This is a genomic window from Paenibacillus sp. MMO-177, from assembly GCF_037147795.1.
GTDB lineage: Bacteria > Bacillota > Bacilli > Paenibacillales > Paenibacillaceae > Pristimantibacillus.
Map to the genome: position 1 here is coordinate 156,577 of NZ_JBBCUR010000005.1, position 17,492 is coordinate 174,068.

Here is a 17,492-nt window from a genome sequence, read left to right on the forward strand (position 1 = left end):
GAAATAGAGCGATTAGTTGCCCGTCACCAGCAGGTAAACAAGGAAAACGGCCGCAAGCACAAAGCGGTAATAAGCAAAAGGCGCAAGCTTGAAGCGCTCAAGGAGCTTCAAGAACGAGATCACCGCAACCAAGGCCACCACAAAAGCGACCAGGAAGCCGGTAATAAAAAATACGGCATCCGACGCGTTTAAGGTGTTATAGCTTTTTAACAACTCGTATCCGCTGGCGGCTACCATCATCGGAATCGCAATCAGGAACGAGAAGTTTGTTGCCGCTCTATAGCCAACGCCGGATAACAATCCCCCCGCGATTGTCGCACCCGAGCGCGAGAAGCCGGGCCAGAGCGCCAGACATTGGAATAATCCAATATAAATGGCCTGCTTGTAGGTAATCTGATCAACCCCGCTGGCTTGGGAAGAAGTCTTGCTGCTCTCGCCGAACAGCATAAAGATTCCCCCGAAAACCAAACCTATAAGCACGGTGTAAGCGGAGAATAAATACGAAGTAATAAACGAGTGCAGAACCAGTCCCAGCACCATCGCAGGCAAGCAGGCTAGAATAATATGAAGAAGATTAAGCCTGCCCGGCTGCTGCTCTTGTTGATCTCCAGCCAAGTCGGGCGACAGTCGCCCTATTCCCAGCAGGTTTAATATTCTCCGCCAGTAAATAACCGCAACGGCAAGAATGGCTCCAAGCTGTATAATAATTTCAAAGGTGTCCGCCTTGTCTCCGGTAAAGTTCAACAGCTTTCCCGCCAATATTAAATGGCCCGTTGAAGACACCGGAAGAAATTCGGTTAATCCTTCTATGATGCCTTGAACAACCGCCGTAAGAATGTTGTGCATAACAGAATAATTACTCCTCTCGTTAATCATGCCTGAATCAAGCTTCTCCTACTGTAAGGCGAAGATCTCAACGAGCCGTGAATATCCTATTAAATTTTTATTAACAATTATAAAGAAAAATAAAAAAGCCTGATCCTCCGATCAGACTTCCCTTTAATCTCTGCAACGGTAGCCGGCCCCCCATACCGTTTCGATATAAACAGGGTTTGCAGAGTCCTTTTCGATTTTTTCGCGAATTTTCCGGATGTGCACGGTAACCGTCTGCATATCCCCAAGCGCGTCAACTCCCCATATCCGTTCAAAAAGATGCTCTTTGCTAAATACTTTATTGGGGTGACTGGCCAGAAAATACAGCAGATCAAATTCTTTCGTTGTTAATACGGTTTCCTCTTCATTCACATACACCTTGCGTGTATCGGGATCGATACACAAATCACGAATTTGAATGATGTTTTTAACGTCTTTTTTGCCCACCAGCCGCTCATATCTTGCCATATGGGCCTTTACTCTCGCAACCAGCTCCGCGGGTTTGAACGGTTTCGTAATATAATCGTCAGCTCCAAGGCCTAGTCCCCGAATCACGTCGATGTCATCCTGGAGAGAAGTAACGATAAGAATCGGAATGTCCTGCTTCTCCCTTATTTTCTTGCAAACCTCAAAGCCGTTCATCTTGGGAATCATCAGATCCAGAATGACAAGGTCATAAAGGCCGGACAAGGTCATTGCCAGACCCGTCTCTCCATCCGCGGCAACCTGCACTTCAAATCCGTTAATCTCCAAATAATCCCGTTGAAGCTCCGCAATCGCTGCATCGTCTTCAATTAACAACACGGATTTCATCATGTCCCTCCCCTTCCTTTGATTGAATGGGCAAATACAAGCTGATGGTAGTACCGGCTGTCCACTTGCTTGCTGCCGTTATTTCTCCGTTATGGCTCTCCATGATTTGCTTTGCGATCGCAAGCCCTAGACCGCTGCCGCCCGTCTTATTGCTCCGCGATTCGTCGGCCCGAAAGAAGCGTTCGAATATGTGTTCCAGGTCTTTGTCCTTCATGCCGATCCCGTTATCCGAGATTTCCATGACCGCTTGGTCATCCTTCAGATACGCCTTCATCCGGATAAGCGGCAATGGTTTGTCCATGTACCTGACGCTATTGGAGATAATATTATTGAGCACGCGTTTGAATTGGTCTCTGTCCATGCGTACAAATTGTCCGGCAGGCACATTCATATCGATCTCGAATCCAATTGATTTTTTCTCAAGCTCGAATTGAAGCTCCTCGGTCAAATCGCTCAGAAAAGGCAAGAGCTCCACCGCTTCAAACAGGAACGGCTGGCGGTTAAGATCAAGCTTGGAGTACAAAAAGAGTTCGTTGATCAGATGCTCCAGCTCCGCGGCCTTGGCATCGATTGTTTTCATATACCTCGCGCTTTTCTCCGGCGTATCCGCCACGCCTTCCATCACACCGTCAATATAACCCCGGATGGCGGTAAGCGGCGTTCTCAAATCATGCGATATGCTTGCAATCAATTCCTTGCGATTCTCTTCGTATTGCGCTTGGATCTGAATTGACTTCTGCATGCGGGAGCGCATATCCTCAAAGGCCATGCCCAATTGGCCAATCTCGTCCTTGCCCTGAACCTGAAGCTTGAAGTCCAGGTTTCCGTTCTTCATCTCCCGCGCCGCTGTCCGCAAGGTCTGTAGTCGGCGGATAATGTTTTTGGACATATAAGTCGTCAAGAGGACATGAGTAATGATGAGAATCAACAAGGAACACACAACTAAGGTGGGGAAATACTTGCGGATGAAATAGGTAAGCGGATCCTCCTTCGATATAATAAACAGGCTTACCGGTTCGTCCTTGAACATAACGTCAAACTGCAAAAAAACATAATTCGTATTTCCCTCTTTTTTCTCCGTATAAAGGTTTGAGGAATTCGGCCGCGCATATCCCGGCAAATCAGCTTCCAGCCGAGGGCTTCGCCCCATATTATCCGAGCGGAAGTAGATGGCGTCGCCTCTTCTTACGATGATGCCGGAATCGTTCTTTTCCAAATCAACGGACATATCATTCAAATACGTAGAGTCCAGCAATAAATCGGGATGCCGGACCGATGTACGTTTGATTTCTTTGACCGCATGCTCGACGGCTTCATGGCCAAACCTGTTTTCCGTCGTTTCGTAAACTCCTTTTAGGTTTTTTACATCCCCTTGATAGAAAATAACCAGGAGCAGACTGATAACCAGGATCGAAATGAGCGGTATGACCAGCATAGCCGCATAAGATAACAACAGTTTAAAGCGTATGGACATGCAAGGGAAATCTCCTTAGGACAACAAGAATAAGGTGCAGCTTGCGTTAATGGTTGTTTCTCTATTATTGTCAATGTGCTTGGAAAGGTCAATCTCCCCCCATTAAGGTCGATTCATAAGAGTCAGTATATCTTTCGGATGTTCAAATTTATACTTCGCGGGAATAATGTCAGGCTGCCTGCATCCCCACAGAGCTAACCCAAAATCTACTCCGGCATCTCTTGCGCATTCGTAGTCGTAGACGGTGTCGCCGATATAAATGGTTGAGTCCGCCCGAGCGCCCGAGATCTCAAGAAAGGTAAGCAAAGGCTCCGGATGAGGCTTATGCCGATTCGTATCATCCGCACATAAAGCAAAGGGCAGATCGCGAACGAGACCAAAGGGGACAAAGTCATCCAGATACTCTTGACTCGTCTTCGAGGTAACCACTCCTTTTAGAACCGGATAATCCCTAAGTTCAGCAAGCAGCTCCCCGATTCCGTCAAAAACATGAATCGTATGCCGGTAGTCCCTCATGAGTTCATTCCAGCATTTATTCGCATGCTCCACGTCTTCAATACCGAGTTGGCGCAACGATACAGCGCCGGGAATCCCCAGCGCAAAAGCGAGATCCGCTAGGTCCATCTCCCGGTTATAGCTCGCTTTCAGCATCTTCCGCAAAGATCCTAACACCGCTTGCTCCGTGTTGATTAAAGTGCCGTCAATGTCAAAAATAAAGGCCGTATACATACATATCTTCCTCCTACAGCTTTAGAATTAATCTCTTATCTGTAGGCTAAAGTATGAAATCCTTTTCAGGTCAATAGCTAAACGGACTGCCGCATAAGGATGCGATAAGGGATCTCGATCTTATCCCTGGATTTTTCAACAATTAGATCAAAGGCCTGTTCACCAACCTTCACCAACTGATGATCAACCGTAGATAAGCCTAATCCGATTCCGACCGGCTGATTTTCTTGGCCCATGATCGCCAAGTCTTCCGGAACCTCCAGCTGGATGCTCCTTGCATACTGGTAAATCCCTGCTGCAACCTCATCGCCGTTCGCATAAATCGCGGTTGGCCTCAGTGAGGCATGAAGCAGCTGCTTTGCCGCTCTTACCCCGTCCTCCATGCTATAGCAATCGTTGATATGAAAAGCAGGCGGATGTTCGCCAAAAATATGACGATAAGCTTTAAGCGTCAATCGGGTACTATTGCTCTCTTCTCCTCTTGCCGTCGTAAAAGCGACACGGGTATGCCCCTTGTCCTTTAATAATCGGAAGGCGTCTACGAAAGAGGCATACCGGTCCATGTAGGCGCAGCCAATCTCCGGAAGATCCGTATATTCGCAAGCCACAATGGCCCCGTATTTGGAATACGGGACAATGGCGTCCCATGCATTCGAACGGGACGTAAGGATAATCCCGTCCAGCTGTTTATTTTTCAGCCTGTCCAGAGAGCTAAGCTCTTTAGCCGGATCGTACTTGGTAGGCAGAACCATAACGGAGTAATCGCGTTCAACCGAGCGATTAAGCACGCCATGAAGCAGCTGATCAAAGGCCTGATTGTTGTTATACGGCATGATGACCCCGATGGTTCTTGTTTCTTGACGGATTAAATCAACGGCCAAGCGGTTGGGCGTATAATCCAATTCGTCAATCACGCGCTGAACGGCTGCCCGCTTCTCTTCCGACACATACGGATTGTGATTCAGCACCCTGGATACCGTTGATACGGATACGCCTGCGCGCTTTGCAATCTCATTAATATTTGCCATTGTCACCTCTCCGCTTATGAAGAGTTATAAATAATATCGAATATATAACACTATTCCAAATACAACAAGCAAAAAGACTGACGATATACCGGCAGTCTTTTGCTTGTTTCTTATTTCGTATTACGCCCTTATGGGTTGGTCGACCAAAGTCCCGCCTGCTTCAATACGACACGGCGGTGAAGCTTCAGCTGCGCGACAATCAAATCAGCCAAGTCTTCAGGCTGCATAACCTTCTCCGGGTTGCCGTCGGTCAGCTTAAGCTCCACAGCCATATCCGTTGCAACCGTGCTCGGAGTCAAGGTGATTACCCGAATATTGTTCTTGCGGACCTCAAGCATCAAGGATTCGCTGAGACCGATAACGGCAGCTTTCGATGCCGTATAGGCGCTTGTAAGAGGCGCTCCCCTCTGGCCAGCCGTGGACGCAATGTTTACAATATCGCCGGTATTGCGTTCAATCATCTCAGGCAATACCGCGCGTGTCGTATAATACACGCCTTTGACGTTAACATCGATGACGTTCGTCCACTCTTCCGGCGTCAGATCCATGAAACCGCCGAATTTGCCTATGCCGGCGTTGTTGATTAGAATATCGATTGCTCCTAATTCGGAGCGAATGCTCTCAACCGCTGCGGTAATCGAAGCCAGATCGGCCACGTCAGCAGATGCAAGGGCTACCTTCACTCCATACGGCTTAAGCTCTTCCGCTACTTTATGTAAGTTCTCAAGCGTACGTCCAACAAGACCGACATGAATGCCCTCTTGCGCGAATGCAATGGCTACGGCCCTTCCGATACCGCGCCCTGCTCCTGTAATTAATGCGACTTTTCCTGCTACGGATTGCATTTCTGTTCTCTCTCCTTTAGTTTGTAGTCAAGTTAAGTTTGATACAATGTTCAAGAACAATCAAGTCCATTGTAGCCTATTATTCGCTCAGAATGGCTAAAGGGCTAAAGGATTCATAATGAATATGCTCCTGCTCCACTCCCTATTGCGTTAGAATCGATTAATCGCCTAACCATTCCAAGTCAAGCATTTCAATTAACGAATCCTTCTTGTTTGGAGTGAACGGTAAAAGTATTGCCTCCTTGAGGAGGGTTAAACTTCATGTTCAAAGATTATACAATGGGATATAAATGAATTTGAAAAGCTATTATCTATACTTGAAGAATAAACTCAGCTTCGTGAAACACAAAAACACGCCATAAGCTGGCGTGTTTTTGTGTTTCATTCAACCTTCAATAATCCGCGTTACAAACCAATAAAGTCCGATTACCGCAACAAACGAGGAGGCGGCGTAATTCGCGTACTTGTAGGCTTTGTAGCGGCCGATCCAACTAAGCAGCGATGAGACCAAAGACCAAAGCGTCGTCTTAACTAAGGAGATCTGAAATAACCGGATCTTTTTTTAACACGCGCAGGATAACCGTTAAAGCTTCCGCCCTTGTAAGATTATCGTCCGGCGCGAACTGGTTCTGGCCTTTGCCTTGAATAATTCCGGCTGCCGCAGCTTCTTCAATCATTTTTTTAGCCCAGTGCTGCGGTGCAACATCAAGAAAAGTATTGGCTTCGCCGGAATGGCTTTGAAGCACTATGATTTTCGATAGAATAGCAGCCATCTCGGCACGCGTAATCTTTTGAGCAGGGTGGAAGGTTCCATCGGGATAACCGCTGATCACGCCGTAGTAGGCAAGAATTCCAATCGACTCTCGTGCCCAGGAGGTCTGTGTATCTTCAAACTCTTTCCCGCCGTTATCCGCGCGTAAAGCAAAGGCGTTAACGACAAGCGTGCTAAACTCGGCTCTCGTAACAGAGGCATTTGGTCTAAAGCTGCCATCCGGATAACCGTTAATTATGCCTAACTTCGCACCGAGCGAAATGTCTTTAGAGGCCCAATGGGACGCCGTATCTTGGAACGATGCGGGATTCCCGGCCTTTAAGGCGCTTTGTATAGAAGCTTTAAGCCGGTCCGTAGACACGAATTCGTAGAAGGTCTTTGTAACCGGGGTCGTTCCTGGACCCGGAATGAAGACGCTTGTTACTGTCACGTTGATGTCTATGGATTGCGTTCCGTAGATGGCAGTAACGACAGTGCTGCCTGCCTGGAGGCCAGTAATCGTCCCGGCGGAAACGCTGGCAATTGCCGGATTACGAACAGTCCAAGATACCGCTGAAGTGACATCAGCTTCGGTCGAATCCGAATACTTGGCCGTAATGGCTGCAGTCGCCGTTTGCCCTGCCAGAACGCTTAATGCGTTCGGATTGGCGCTTAAGCTGTTTAATGCGATCAAGGCAATATTCTTCGTCGCGACGCTGCTGGTTTTTGTACCATCGTTAACGGATAAGCTGACCGTGCGGGTTGCCGTATCCGGGTTTGCAGCCGTATTCATATAGGTGACCGCGCGCAATGCGTTTTGCCACTGTGACAAGGTTGCTGTAGCTCCCGCGGACGTCAGCGTCAGCTGGCCGCTAGCGCTTGAATAACTGGCCGTAATATTGCCGTATGTCGCGGCATTGTCGTTGGTGAATGCCAAAACATCCTCTTGGGCGCTGAAGTTGCCCGAAACGATAATTGTTGCGCTTGCAAGCGTCGTGTTGTCCAAGTCGTTTATCGTCAAACCGCTGTCAATAACAACAGCGGTTGGGGTTGCTTGATTTCCGGACCTAAAAATGGTCGAGCCGCTGCTCGTGGTTACGATAGGCGTCTGGTCTGTCGCAGACATCGTGACGGTTCTTGCCGCGGTATTGCTGGTATTTCCCGCGCCGTCAATGGCTTCGAAGGAGATTGTTCGCGTTGCCGTATACGGCGTTATGGCTGTATTGGTGTATGTAACGGAACGAAGGGCACTTTGCCACTGGGCCAACGTAGCTGTCGCACCCGCAGAGATCAGTGTCAGCACACCCGTTGCCGCATCGTAACTGGCCGCAATATTACCCATCGTCGCTCCATTGTTGATAAAAGCCAATACGTCTTCCCCCGAATGGAAGTTGCCCGTGATCGCCACGGTTGCGCTTGCAAGCGTAGCGCTGGCTCCATCCGCGACCGTTAAACCGGAGTCGATAACTACCGGAGTCGATGCCGTGTTATCTCCGGCTGCGAATGACGCCGAACCGCCGCTTGCGGTCAAGTTCGGAGGCCCGATAACATTGACGGTTTTCGCAGCGTTGGCGCTGTTTTTCATGCCGTCACTTACTACGTAGCTAATGCTGCGGTAACCTGTCGTAACACTCGTTGACGAAAACGTAACCGAGCTTAAAGCATTTGCCCATTGCGCCACAGTGGCCGTTGCGCCTAACGACGCCAGAGTCAGCACGCCCGTCGCTGTATTAAAACTCGCAACAATATTGCCGTAAATGGCCGAGCTGGTATTGATAAAACTTAGCGTATCTCCCGATTGAAAACCGTTGGTAATGGATACCGTCGCGCTGGACAACGTCGTGTTGTCCAGATCGGATACCGTCACCCCGGAGTCAATTGTAACTTCCGATGTTCTGGATATGTAGTCGGTTGTCCCGCCTGTCGTCGTTACGATTGGAGTCTGATCCGTCGCCGTCACCGTAACCGTCCTCGTTGTTGTGTTGCTGGTATTGCCCGCCCCGTCAATTGCGCCGAAGCTGATTGTACGCGTTGCCGTATTTGGCGTTATGGCCGTATCCGTATAGGTAACGGAACGAAGGGCACTCTGCCACTGGGCCAACGTAGCTGTCGCACCCGCAGAGATCAGTGTCAGCACACCCGTTGCCGTATCATAACTGGCCGCAATATTCCCCATGGTCGCACCATTGTTGATGAAAGCCAATACGTCTTCCCCTGAATGGAAGTTGCCCGTGATGGCCACTGTCGCGCTTGCAAGCGTAGCGCTGACTCCATCCGCGACCGTTAAACCGGAGTCGATAACTACCGGAGTCGATGCCGTGTTATCTCCGGCTGCGAATGACGCCGAACCGCCGCTTGCGGTCAAGTTCGGAGGCCCAATAACATTGACGGTCTTCGCAGCGTTGGCGCTGTTTTTCATGCCGTCACTTACTATGTAGCTAATGCTGCGGTAACCTGTCGTAACACTCGTTGACGAAAACGTAACCGAGCTTAAAGCATTTGCCCATTGCGCCACAGTGGCCGTTGCGCCTGACGACGTCAGAGTCAGCACGCCCGTCGCTGCATTATAACTTGCAACAATATTGCCGTAAATGGCCGAGCTGGTATTGATAAAACTTAGCGTATCTCCCGATTGGAAACCGTTGGTAATGGATACCGTCGCGCTGGACAATGTCGTGTTGTCCAGATCGGAAACCGTCACCCCGGAGTCAATTGTAACTTCCGATGTTCTGGATATGTAGTCGGTTGTCCCGCCTGTCGTCGTTACGATTGGAGTCTGGTCTATCGCGGACACTGTAACGATCCTCGTTGTTGTATTACTGGTATTTCCTGCGCCGTCAACAGCAATGAAGCTGATTGTACGCGTTGCCGTATTTGGCGTTATGGCCGTATCCGTATAGGTAACAGAACGCAAGGCGCTTTGCCACTGGGCTAAGGCAGCCGTTGCGCCCGCAGACGTCAGTGTCATTACGCCCGTGGCTGCATTGTAACTGGCCGTAATATTACCCATCGTTGCTCCATTGTTGATAAAAGCCAATACGTCTTCCCCCGAATGGAAGTTGCCCGTGATCGCCACGGTTGCGCTTGCAAGCGTAGCGCTGACTCCATCCGTGACCGTTATACCCGGGTCGATAATAACCGGTGTTGAGATGGCGTTATCTCCAGTCACGAATGAAGACGAACCCGGAGTAGCGGTTAAGTAAGGATCCGCAGCAGCGAACGTTGTCGGCGTAATGTAATTTCCCAGCCCTAGCTGAAAGATCAACACAAAGATAACCAAAAAAATCAATTTTCGTGATATGTTCCTCATGACGGCCTCTGTCCCATTCCTATGAATTTTGAATATACGATATTAAAAATAACTATATTAATTATAGCTCTAAATATCTATATGAATAGGACTAATCTATTTTAAAAAAAAGAAAAACCTTCGATATCAAAGGTTTTTCTTCGTGACTTATTATTTAATCCAACAGCGGACGAATCCACCGAGTATAACATATCAACCCTACGCCTAGCGCTGCCGCCGTAATTAGGAAGGGCATCCGATAGTCTGCTCCGGCCAAAATCAATCCCGCCACATAAGCGGCAATAGAAGAACCTACGCTTCGGAAGACAGAGCGCATGCCGGCAAAGAGGTTCCTCTCTTTTTCTTTAAGCGCGGACATTAATTTACTGTCTGCTAGATTGGAGAGCATGGTCACCCCGCCTCCGCGAATAAGGAACAGGACCGTGAACAGCCACACCGGCATGGACCAGAAAAGAGCGGTGAATATCACGATGTTAATTAGAAAAACAGAAATAATAGCCGTATGCGGACCAAACCGCTCCATAATATAAGGAGTAAGCAAAGAACTTACGAAGAGAACAACCCCGGCTATGGCGAGCAGCAGGGATACGTTATCGTCCTGCCAGTCCAGCCGGTACTTAACGATTACATTCAAGAAGGACCCTGTTATGGCAAGCGCCCCGCCTAGCAAAGCCATAAATACGGAGAACAGCCACAGCTTGGAGCTTGGCAGCTTTTTTGTCCAACCGGACATCATTTCGCGGGTTCTCTCCTCATCCGGTCTACTCGCCTTCGGAGGAATGACGCCGCTCTCTGCAGGAAGGATCAGGCCGCGGACAATCCCATGAATGACAAACACCAAGCCGGCTAGAAGCAGGGCTGTCCGATAGCCTTCTCCAGTTGTTGCTCCGCTAGGCAAATAACCCGCGATTAAAGTTCCTGCACCAGTGAAAGCGGTGAATACAGCAAACATAAGGGAAAATGCGCGCATCTCATCCCTGCGCGACGTGCAATAATGAAAGAGCAGCTGTACCTCTGTGGTCTCGACCAGCGTTAATCCGATCGAGACGAGAGCCTGAGCCAGGTAGAAATAAGCAAGTTCGCCAGTGAATGCATACAGGATATTGCCCGCCGCAATAAACAAAATGCCGGCAACGAGCAGCTTTTTGCGGCCGTACCGATTGGCAAGCAAGGATACGGGGATAGCCAGTATCCCCATAATCAAGATGCCAACGGATACCAAAGCGCCAACCTGATCTTCCTTTAGCCCTTTGGACAATAAATGCAAATTAAGCACAAGTGAATACAATCCGATTCCGATCCCATACAAAGATTCGGTCATCAGGAACCGGCGAACACCCGATGGCAAATGCAGTAATCCCCGGAAATAGTCGGACATCCCCTACTCCTTTCCGAGAGTGGAGAGGCCGCGCTTCGCTTCCAATCTCATCTGATGACTGAGTCGCTCCGGAGCGGAATCCTCGGAAAGGTAAGGCTTTAATAGTATCCGGAAACGGAATTCGTCAGGTGTAACGGCGTGTTCAGGCGATTGAGCCGGTCCGCAGCTGTTGCTGCCAAGACCATTCTGCCGGTAATCCAGGTTCAGCGTAATGAAGTCCCGCGGAACAAGATCGCTGGCATGCTTTGCCGCTTCCAGATCGGCATCCGCATATCTTCGGGCGCTGAATTCAAGCGTTGGCTCGCCTACGGCAAGCAGCCCGATACCGCCGCCGTCCGTCACCGACACCCAGCGGACATCCGTGCGGTTGCCGTTTTCCTGCGGATAAATATAAGGGGTAAACAGCTCGTCTACCGTTTTGCTATACACGCCGAAACGTCCCGCTTCCTTGCTGTCGGAATAACTTTCTCCCGGTCCGCGGCCATACCATATGACGTTCTCCATAGACGGTGGGAGCTCCATTTGGAGTCCAATCTTAGGCAGCATAACTGGCGGCTTGCCTTCCGGAACCCCGTGAATATCAATCATTATTAATCCGGAGCCCGTTACGGTATAGACGGTTTCGCAGCGGAAGCCCCAATCATGCACGGGCGGCGCTATGCGGGAGATCCAGCTAATCCGAACAGTCCCTTCATCAAGCCGTTCCCACTGGCATCCATCGATACGCTCCGACAGCTTATCCAGGTGTGCCTTGCGCCAATCGGGCAGGACATACATGTCGTTATCAATCGGCGCCCTCCAGAAGTTAAGGCGCGGCCCTTTGTTCACAAGCTCTTGTCCGTTCATTCGAAGCGAGCGGATGCCGGATTGGCGGGAGTCGAAGGCTATTTGGAATAAATCATTTTCAAAAATAATTTCTCGTCCTTCCTCCGAGCAGGATAAGCTTCGAGTAGGCAGATTTGCAGCTGCCGCCGAGGTGTCCGTTTCTACAGCTTCAAGCGCAAGCTGCGCCCAGGCGATCTCATGCCCCCGCTCTCCCCAAATACAATCGGCAGCAAGCGAGAAACCGATGTTCATCCACCGCTCTGCGTCCGTCTCCAATCGAGTATGCTGTACGTCCATCCGAACAGGAACGTCCAGCTCCGCGCTTTCTCCAGGCCCAATCGGAGGCAGCGCCAGAACACCGCTTTGAACCGTACGTCCGTCTGCAATCACGCTCCAATCTGCATGGAGGTGATCAAGCGATATAAAATCGTACCGGTTAGTAACGCGTATACGATGGTTCGATAAATATTCGACCCTTACAGGCTCGATAATCTTCTTGTATTCGATAAGTCCCGGTGAAGGCGTCCGGTCTGGACGAACAAGACCGTCAATGACGAAATTGCTGTTATTCGGTTCATCGCCGTAGTCTCCGCCATAGGCATAATCGTCTTTTCCGTCAGCCGTCTTGCGGCTGATGCCGTGGTCAATCCATTCCCATACGAAGCCGCCCTGCAGTCTTCGATAAGCATCAAAGGTATCGAAATACGGCTTAAGCCCCCCTGGACCATTGCCCATCGCATGAGCGAATTCGCAGAGGATATGCGGTTTGGGGTGATCAACCAGCTGTCCGAAGCCTTCCATCTTCTCCACGGAGGAATACATCGTGCTCACCACGTCGCATACTTCCGCTTCCCGGTCTTCTTCATAATGGATGAGACGGGTAGGATCAGCCTGCTTGCACCATTCCGACATCGCCTTGAAATTGCAGCCAAAGCCGGACTCGTTGCCAAGCGACCAGAACAAGATGGACGGATGGTTCTTATCGCGCTCGACCATGCGGCGGATCCGGTCGACATACGCGTCCTGCCAGGCAGGATCATCGCTTAAACGCGAGATGTTGCCAAGCGGCTCGAAGCCATGCGTCTCCAAGTCCGTTTCTTCCATAACATACAGACCATATTCATCGCAAACATCGTAGAATCGGGGGTCATTCGGATAATGCGCCGTTCTGACCGCATTAATGTTATGCTGTTTCATCATAATGACATCTTGAATCATCGTGGACAGCGTAACCGTACGTCCCGTATCCGGGTGATGGTCATGCCGGTTTACGCCCTTGAGCAGGATGGCTTTGCCATTCACCAAAAACTGTCCGGCCTTCACTTCAATCTTGCGGAAGCCTACCCGCTGGGCAACCGTCTCCACCACATGGTTATGCCGGTCGGCTACGCTAATCGCCAAATGATACAGTGCTGGTGCTTCGGCGCTCCATAGCGCAGGCTTTGTTACGGGAATCGCGAATTCGGTAGAAGCTTGATTCTGGCTTTCCGAACCGATCGGATTCACCGCGGAAGCAACCGTCTTGCCTTCCCGATCCAGCAGGTTCAATCTGACTTCCCCCTGCGGATCTTCTCCGCTCAACTCTACTTTTACGGACAAGATAGCATCGCAATACTGTGCGTCCAGCTCGGTCACGATCCGGTAGTCTGCAATACGGATAGAGGATGGCTCGGAAACTAGATACACATCCCGGAAAATACCGCTCATATACCACATATCCTGATCTTCCAGGTAGGAGCCGTCCGACCATTGATACACCCGGACAGCCATGCGGTTCATCCCGACTTTCGCATAAGGCGTCAAATCAAACTCCGACGTTAAGCGGCTTCCTTGGCTGTAGCCGACGAACTCGCCGTTGACCCATATATGGAAGGCGCTGTCCACGCCGTCAAACTTGACCGCCAGCTTTCTTCCGTCCCAATACGGAGGAAGCTCAAACTCCCGCACATAGCTGCCTGTCGGATTATCGTTAGGCACATGGGGAGGATCGACCGGAAACGGATAATACAGATCCGTATAATGCGGATGGCCGTAGCCCTTCAGCTGCCAGTGACCTGGAACCTGTATTTCGTCCCAGCCGGACACATCATAGCTCTCTTCGAAAAATCCTTCCGGTGCCCACTCAGGCCCTTGCGCATAGTGAAACTTCCAATTGCCGTTTAAGGATTTGAACCAAGGGGAGCTTCCCCTATCATAGCTTAAAGCGCCTTCTATATCAGAAAAAGGGATGAAATACGCCCGGCTTTCCGCGCGGTTGCGCTCCAGCACCGCCAGATTGTCCCAATCCCGTTCTATTGTCTTGTTTCGCATGATGCTTCTCCTCCCGAATCACAAATCTCTCTAGTTATTTAATCCCCGTATTTGCGATTCCGCCGACAATATAACGCTGCGCGAAGAAAAATACGGCAAGCGGCGGAATCGAGATCAGACAAGTAATCGCCATAATGGACTGCATATCGACGCCAAACATGCCCTTAAACTGCGACAAGCCAAGCGTAAGCGTATATTTCGACTGATCATTAAGGAAAATAAGCGGTCCCAAATAGTCGTTCCAGCAGTTCATCACTTGGAACACTCCGACCAGAATAAGCGGCGGCCCCATTAGCGGCACGATAATCCGCGCAAGAATGCCAAACTTGTTCGCTCCGTCGATCGTTGCTGCTTCATCCAATTCACGCGGAAGCGTCAGAATAAATTGTCTAAGCAGGAAGATGAAGTAGGCCGATCCGAACCACGATGGAACAATAAGAGGCTTAAGCGTATTGATCCAGCCCAGGTAGTTAAACTCCATATATTGCGGAATCATCGTAACTTCCCAAGGAATCATCATTGTCGCCAGCACGACCAGAAACAACAGATTGCGTCCCTTGAATTCGAATCTTGCGAATCCGTAAGCCACAAGCGTACAGGATACCAGTTGGCCAATCGTCGACAAAAGCGTTACGATAACCGTGTTTTTCAGAAATAAGCTGAAGGGCTGTATCGTCCAAGCATCCGAGAAGTTGCTGAATTTCCACGCGGAAGGAATCCATTTTGGCGGAAAGAGGTACAACTCGGATTGTGACTTCAGCGCCGTGGTCACTGCCCAGAACAGCGGCGCAGCGAACAGCAGCGAGCAGCAGATCAATAACGTATAAATGAAGAGCTTTTTCATGCTGTTTTCCCCTTTCCGCCAGCTTTCATTTTCTTAAGCGGCTTGCGCTTCATTTCGCCTTCATAGAACACCCATGCCTCGGAAGACTTAAAGACAAGGAAGGTCAACGTAAGCACAATAAGGAACATAAACCATGCGTTCGCTGCGGAATAACCCATTTTGTAATATTTGAAGGCATTCTCGTACATGTACATCGCATAGAAGTAAGTGGCTTTCATTGGCCCGCCGCCCGTCAGCAATAGGGCGAGCGTCAGCTGCTGGAACGCCGCAATAATGGAAGTAATCAGGTTGAAAAGAATGGTTGGGCTAAGCATGGGAACCGTCACGCTGAAGAACTGCCGGATTTTCCCCGCACCGTCAAGCGAAGCGGATTCATAAAGATCCTTCGGAATCCCCTTCAGCCCCGCTAGAAAGACAAGCATCATGGAGCCTTGTCCCCATAGGCTGGCCACAACCATCGCAACCAAAGACCATTTGGTATCATTCAACCAGTCCGGACCCTGTACGCCAATGATCGACAGGAAATAATTCAGGATGCCGTAATCGCCGCTGTATACCCAGGACCAGATCATCGCCAGAGCAACGCCGGAAATGACAGACGGCAGATAAAAGGCGGTTCGGAAAATCGCCGTGCCGCGCGTGTTCTGATTGAGCAGAATAGCAAGCCCCAGCGCGACGATAATGTTGAATGGAACAAAAAGCGCGGCAAACTTAAGAGTTACGCCTAGCGACTTCCAGAATAACGGATCATCCGTAAACATGGATTTGTAGTTTCCAAGACCGATGAAATGCACCTGGCCTACGATAGGCCAATCAAAAAACGAAATAATAAGCGAGAACAACAACGGGCCTAGCGTGAAAACGAGGAATCCGAAGATCCACGGGAAGATGAAGAGGTAGGGCGCAGCCCCACCCCATCTGCGTTTTCTTCTAGGCGTGAAGCTGGCCGCGTTGTTCCCTGCTGTCTGCGAGTAGGTCTGAGCCATCTCCTAACCTTCTTTCCAAAGCTGTAATGTTATTTCAAATACCGCTCGCTGTCCTTCACGGCTTGATTAAGCGCATCCTGCGCATTGCTGCCGTGCACGACCGCTTCAACCGCAGCGGACAGCTGGCGGTTCACTTCATTCCACTTGTCGTTAAGAAGGAATGCAGGGGTATTATCAGAGCGCTCGAGCATCGTATAGTAAGGCTTGTACAGAGGATCCTGGTCCTTCTTCAGCTCGCTTACTACGCTTACCCGTACCGGCAGGTCGGCTACGCGCATCTTGATGGCTTCGCTCGATACGTAATATTTGATAAATTCCCAAGCCAGCTCCTTCTGCTTGGAGTCCTTGGCAATGGATAGGGCAGATTCGGCGACGACGCCTTTTACCGGCTTGCCAGGGAAGGCCGGCATCTCAACTGTGCCTACGTCAATGCCTGCCTGCTTGAAGGATTCCAGTGGCCAGATGCCGCTTTCCCACATGGCGATTTTTCCGCCTTTGAAAATATCCTCTCCGCTTTGCTGCCCTTTACCGCCCGTCAGCACAGCCGATCCGTTCTTCAGCATGTCGCCAAACATTTGAATGGCACCGGCCGTTTCCTTGCTGTTCATATAACCGTCGATTGTTTTGCCGTCCTCCGAAATATAAGAGCCGCCGTTGCTCCATACAAAGCCTTGCAGATCATACGTATCGTTCTCGGCGCGTACGCCAAAGCCGTATTGCTTCTTCGATTTATCCGTCAGCTTCTGGGCAGCGGACTGGAAATCATCCCATGTCCAGCCATCCTTCGGATACGGGATGCCCGCATCGTCAAACATCTTTTTGTTGTAGTAGACCACTCGAGTCGTAAAACCTGCCGGAATGCCATAGAGATTGTTATCTATAGTCGCATAGTTGAACAAACCGCTGTAGAAATCATCCTTATTCAGATCCTTGTCGCCGTCCGCGTAGCTATTAAGAGGCTCAAGCGACCGGTGATACGTTGGAAAGTCCCACATGTACATCACATCCGGAGGATTGGTAGCGCCAAAGCCCGCTGCGAGCTTCTGGTCAAAACCATCCGCGTATGCTTCTACCTGCACCTGCGTTCCGGGATGATCGGCTTCAAATTTCTTAGCGATATCCTGCTCGATTTTAAGCGCGTCCCCTGTATCCCATGTCGCGAAGCGAAGCTTCTTCACATTCGCGGAACCGTTGCCGCCCGCGGACTGCCCCGAGTTGCTCCCCGAGTTTACATTATTGCCGCCGCATGCCGTTAGCGCAGTCATCGCCACTACTGTTGTCAGAAGAATAAAGGTAAGTTTCTTGTTCATTTCTGGCAGCTCCCTT

General features: G+C 50.1%; 12 protein-coding genes. All 12 read right to left on the reverse strand.

Translation table 11 applies throughout. The annotated features are described in order from the left end of the window. Nucleotides 1-12 precede the first annotated feature (12 nt). Nucleotides 13-846 carry an undecaprenyl-diphosphate phosphatase gene (locus WFK81_RS18905; protein ID WP_336787946.1) on the reverse strand — a complete coding sequence of 278 codons (834 nt, stop codon included), beginning with the start codon at nt 844-846 and terminating at the stop codon, nt 13-15. A gap of 153 nt (nt 847-999) precedes the next feature. Beyond that, nucleotides 1,000-1,689, reverse strand: coding sequence for a response regulator transcription factor (locus tag WFK81_RS18910; protein ID WP_336787947.1), 690 nt, complete (start codon nt 1,687-1,689; stop codon nt 1,000-1,002). Beyond that, the gene (locus tag WFK81_RS18915; protein ID WP_336787948.1) at nt 1,664-3,160 is read right to left on the reverse strand and encodes a sensor histidine kinase; all 1,497 of its coding nucleotides are present in this window, start codon (nt 3,158-3,160) and stop codon (nt 1,664-1,666) included. Before WFK81_RS18915 ends, WFK81_RS18910 begins: the two co-directional genes overlap by 26 nt. Nucleotides 3,161-3,262: 102 nt before the next feature. Continuing rightward, nucleotides 3,263-3,889, reverse strand: coding sequence for an HAD family hydrolase (locus WFK81_RS18920; protein WP_336787949.1), 627 nt, complete (start codon nt 3,887-3,889; stop codon nt 3,263-3,265). 77 nt (nt 3,890-3,966) lie between these two features. Next, a complete protein-coding gene (locus WFK81_RS18925) occupies nt 3,967-4,917 on the reverse strand; it encodes a LacI family DNA-binding transcriptional regulator (RefSeq protein WP_336787950.1) in 951 nt (316 codons plus the stop codon). 128 nt (nt 4,918-5,045) lie between these two features. Continuing rightward, the gene (locus tag WFK81_RS18930) at nt 5,046-5,762 is read right to left on the reverse strand and encodes a 3-ketoacyl-ACP reductase (protein WP_336787951.1); all 717 of its coding nucleotides are present in this window, start codon (nt 5,760-5,762) and stop codon (nt 5,046-5,048) included. Nucleotides 5,763-6,289: 527 nt separating this feature from the next. Continuing rightward, on the reverse strand, nt 6,290-9,781 hold the full coding sequence (locus WFK81_RS18935; protein WP_336787952.1) for an S-layer homology domain-containing protein: 3,492 nt from the start codon (nt 9,779-9,781) through the stop codon (nt 6,290-6,292). A 196-nt stretch (nt 9,782-9,977) separates the two neighbouring features. Then, nucleotides 9,978-11,201 (reverse strand): MFS transporter, encoded by a 1,224-nt coding sequence (locus WFK81_RS18940; RefSeq protein ID WP_336787953.1) that lies wholly within the window; start codon nt 11,199-11,201, stop codon nt 9,978-9,980. 3 nt (nt 11,202-11,204) lie between these two features. Continuing rightward, on the reverse strand, nt 11,205-14,336 hold the full coding sequence (locus WFK81_RS18945) for a glycoside hydrolase family 2 TIM barrel-domain containing protein (RefSeq protein WP_336787954.1): 3,132 nt from the start codon (nt 14,334-14,336) through the stop codon (nt 11,205-11,207). A 34-nt stretch (nt 14,337-14,370) separates the two neighbouring features. Then, entirely contained in the window at nt 14,371-15,180 is an 810-nt protein-coding gene (locus WFK81_RS18950) for a carbohydrate ABC transporter permease (protein ID WP_336787955.1), read from the reverse strand. Further along, nucleotides 15,177-16,166, reverse strand: coding sequence for a carbohydrate ABC transporter permease (locus WFK81_RS18955; protein WP_336787956.1), 990 nt, complete (start codon nt 16,164-16,166; stop codon nt 15,177-15,179). The genes WFK81_RS18950 and WFK81_RS18955 overlap by 4 nt, the downstream gene beginning before the upstream one ends. Before the next feature lie 29 nt (nt 16,167-16,195). Then, entirely contained in the window at nt 16,196-17,476 is a 1,281-nt protein-coding gene (locus tag WFK81_RS18960; RefSeq protein WP_336787957.1) for an ABC transporter substrate-binding protein, read from the reverse strand. Nucleotides 17,477-17,492: the final 16 nt, after the last annotated feature.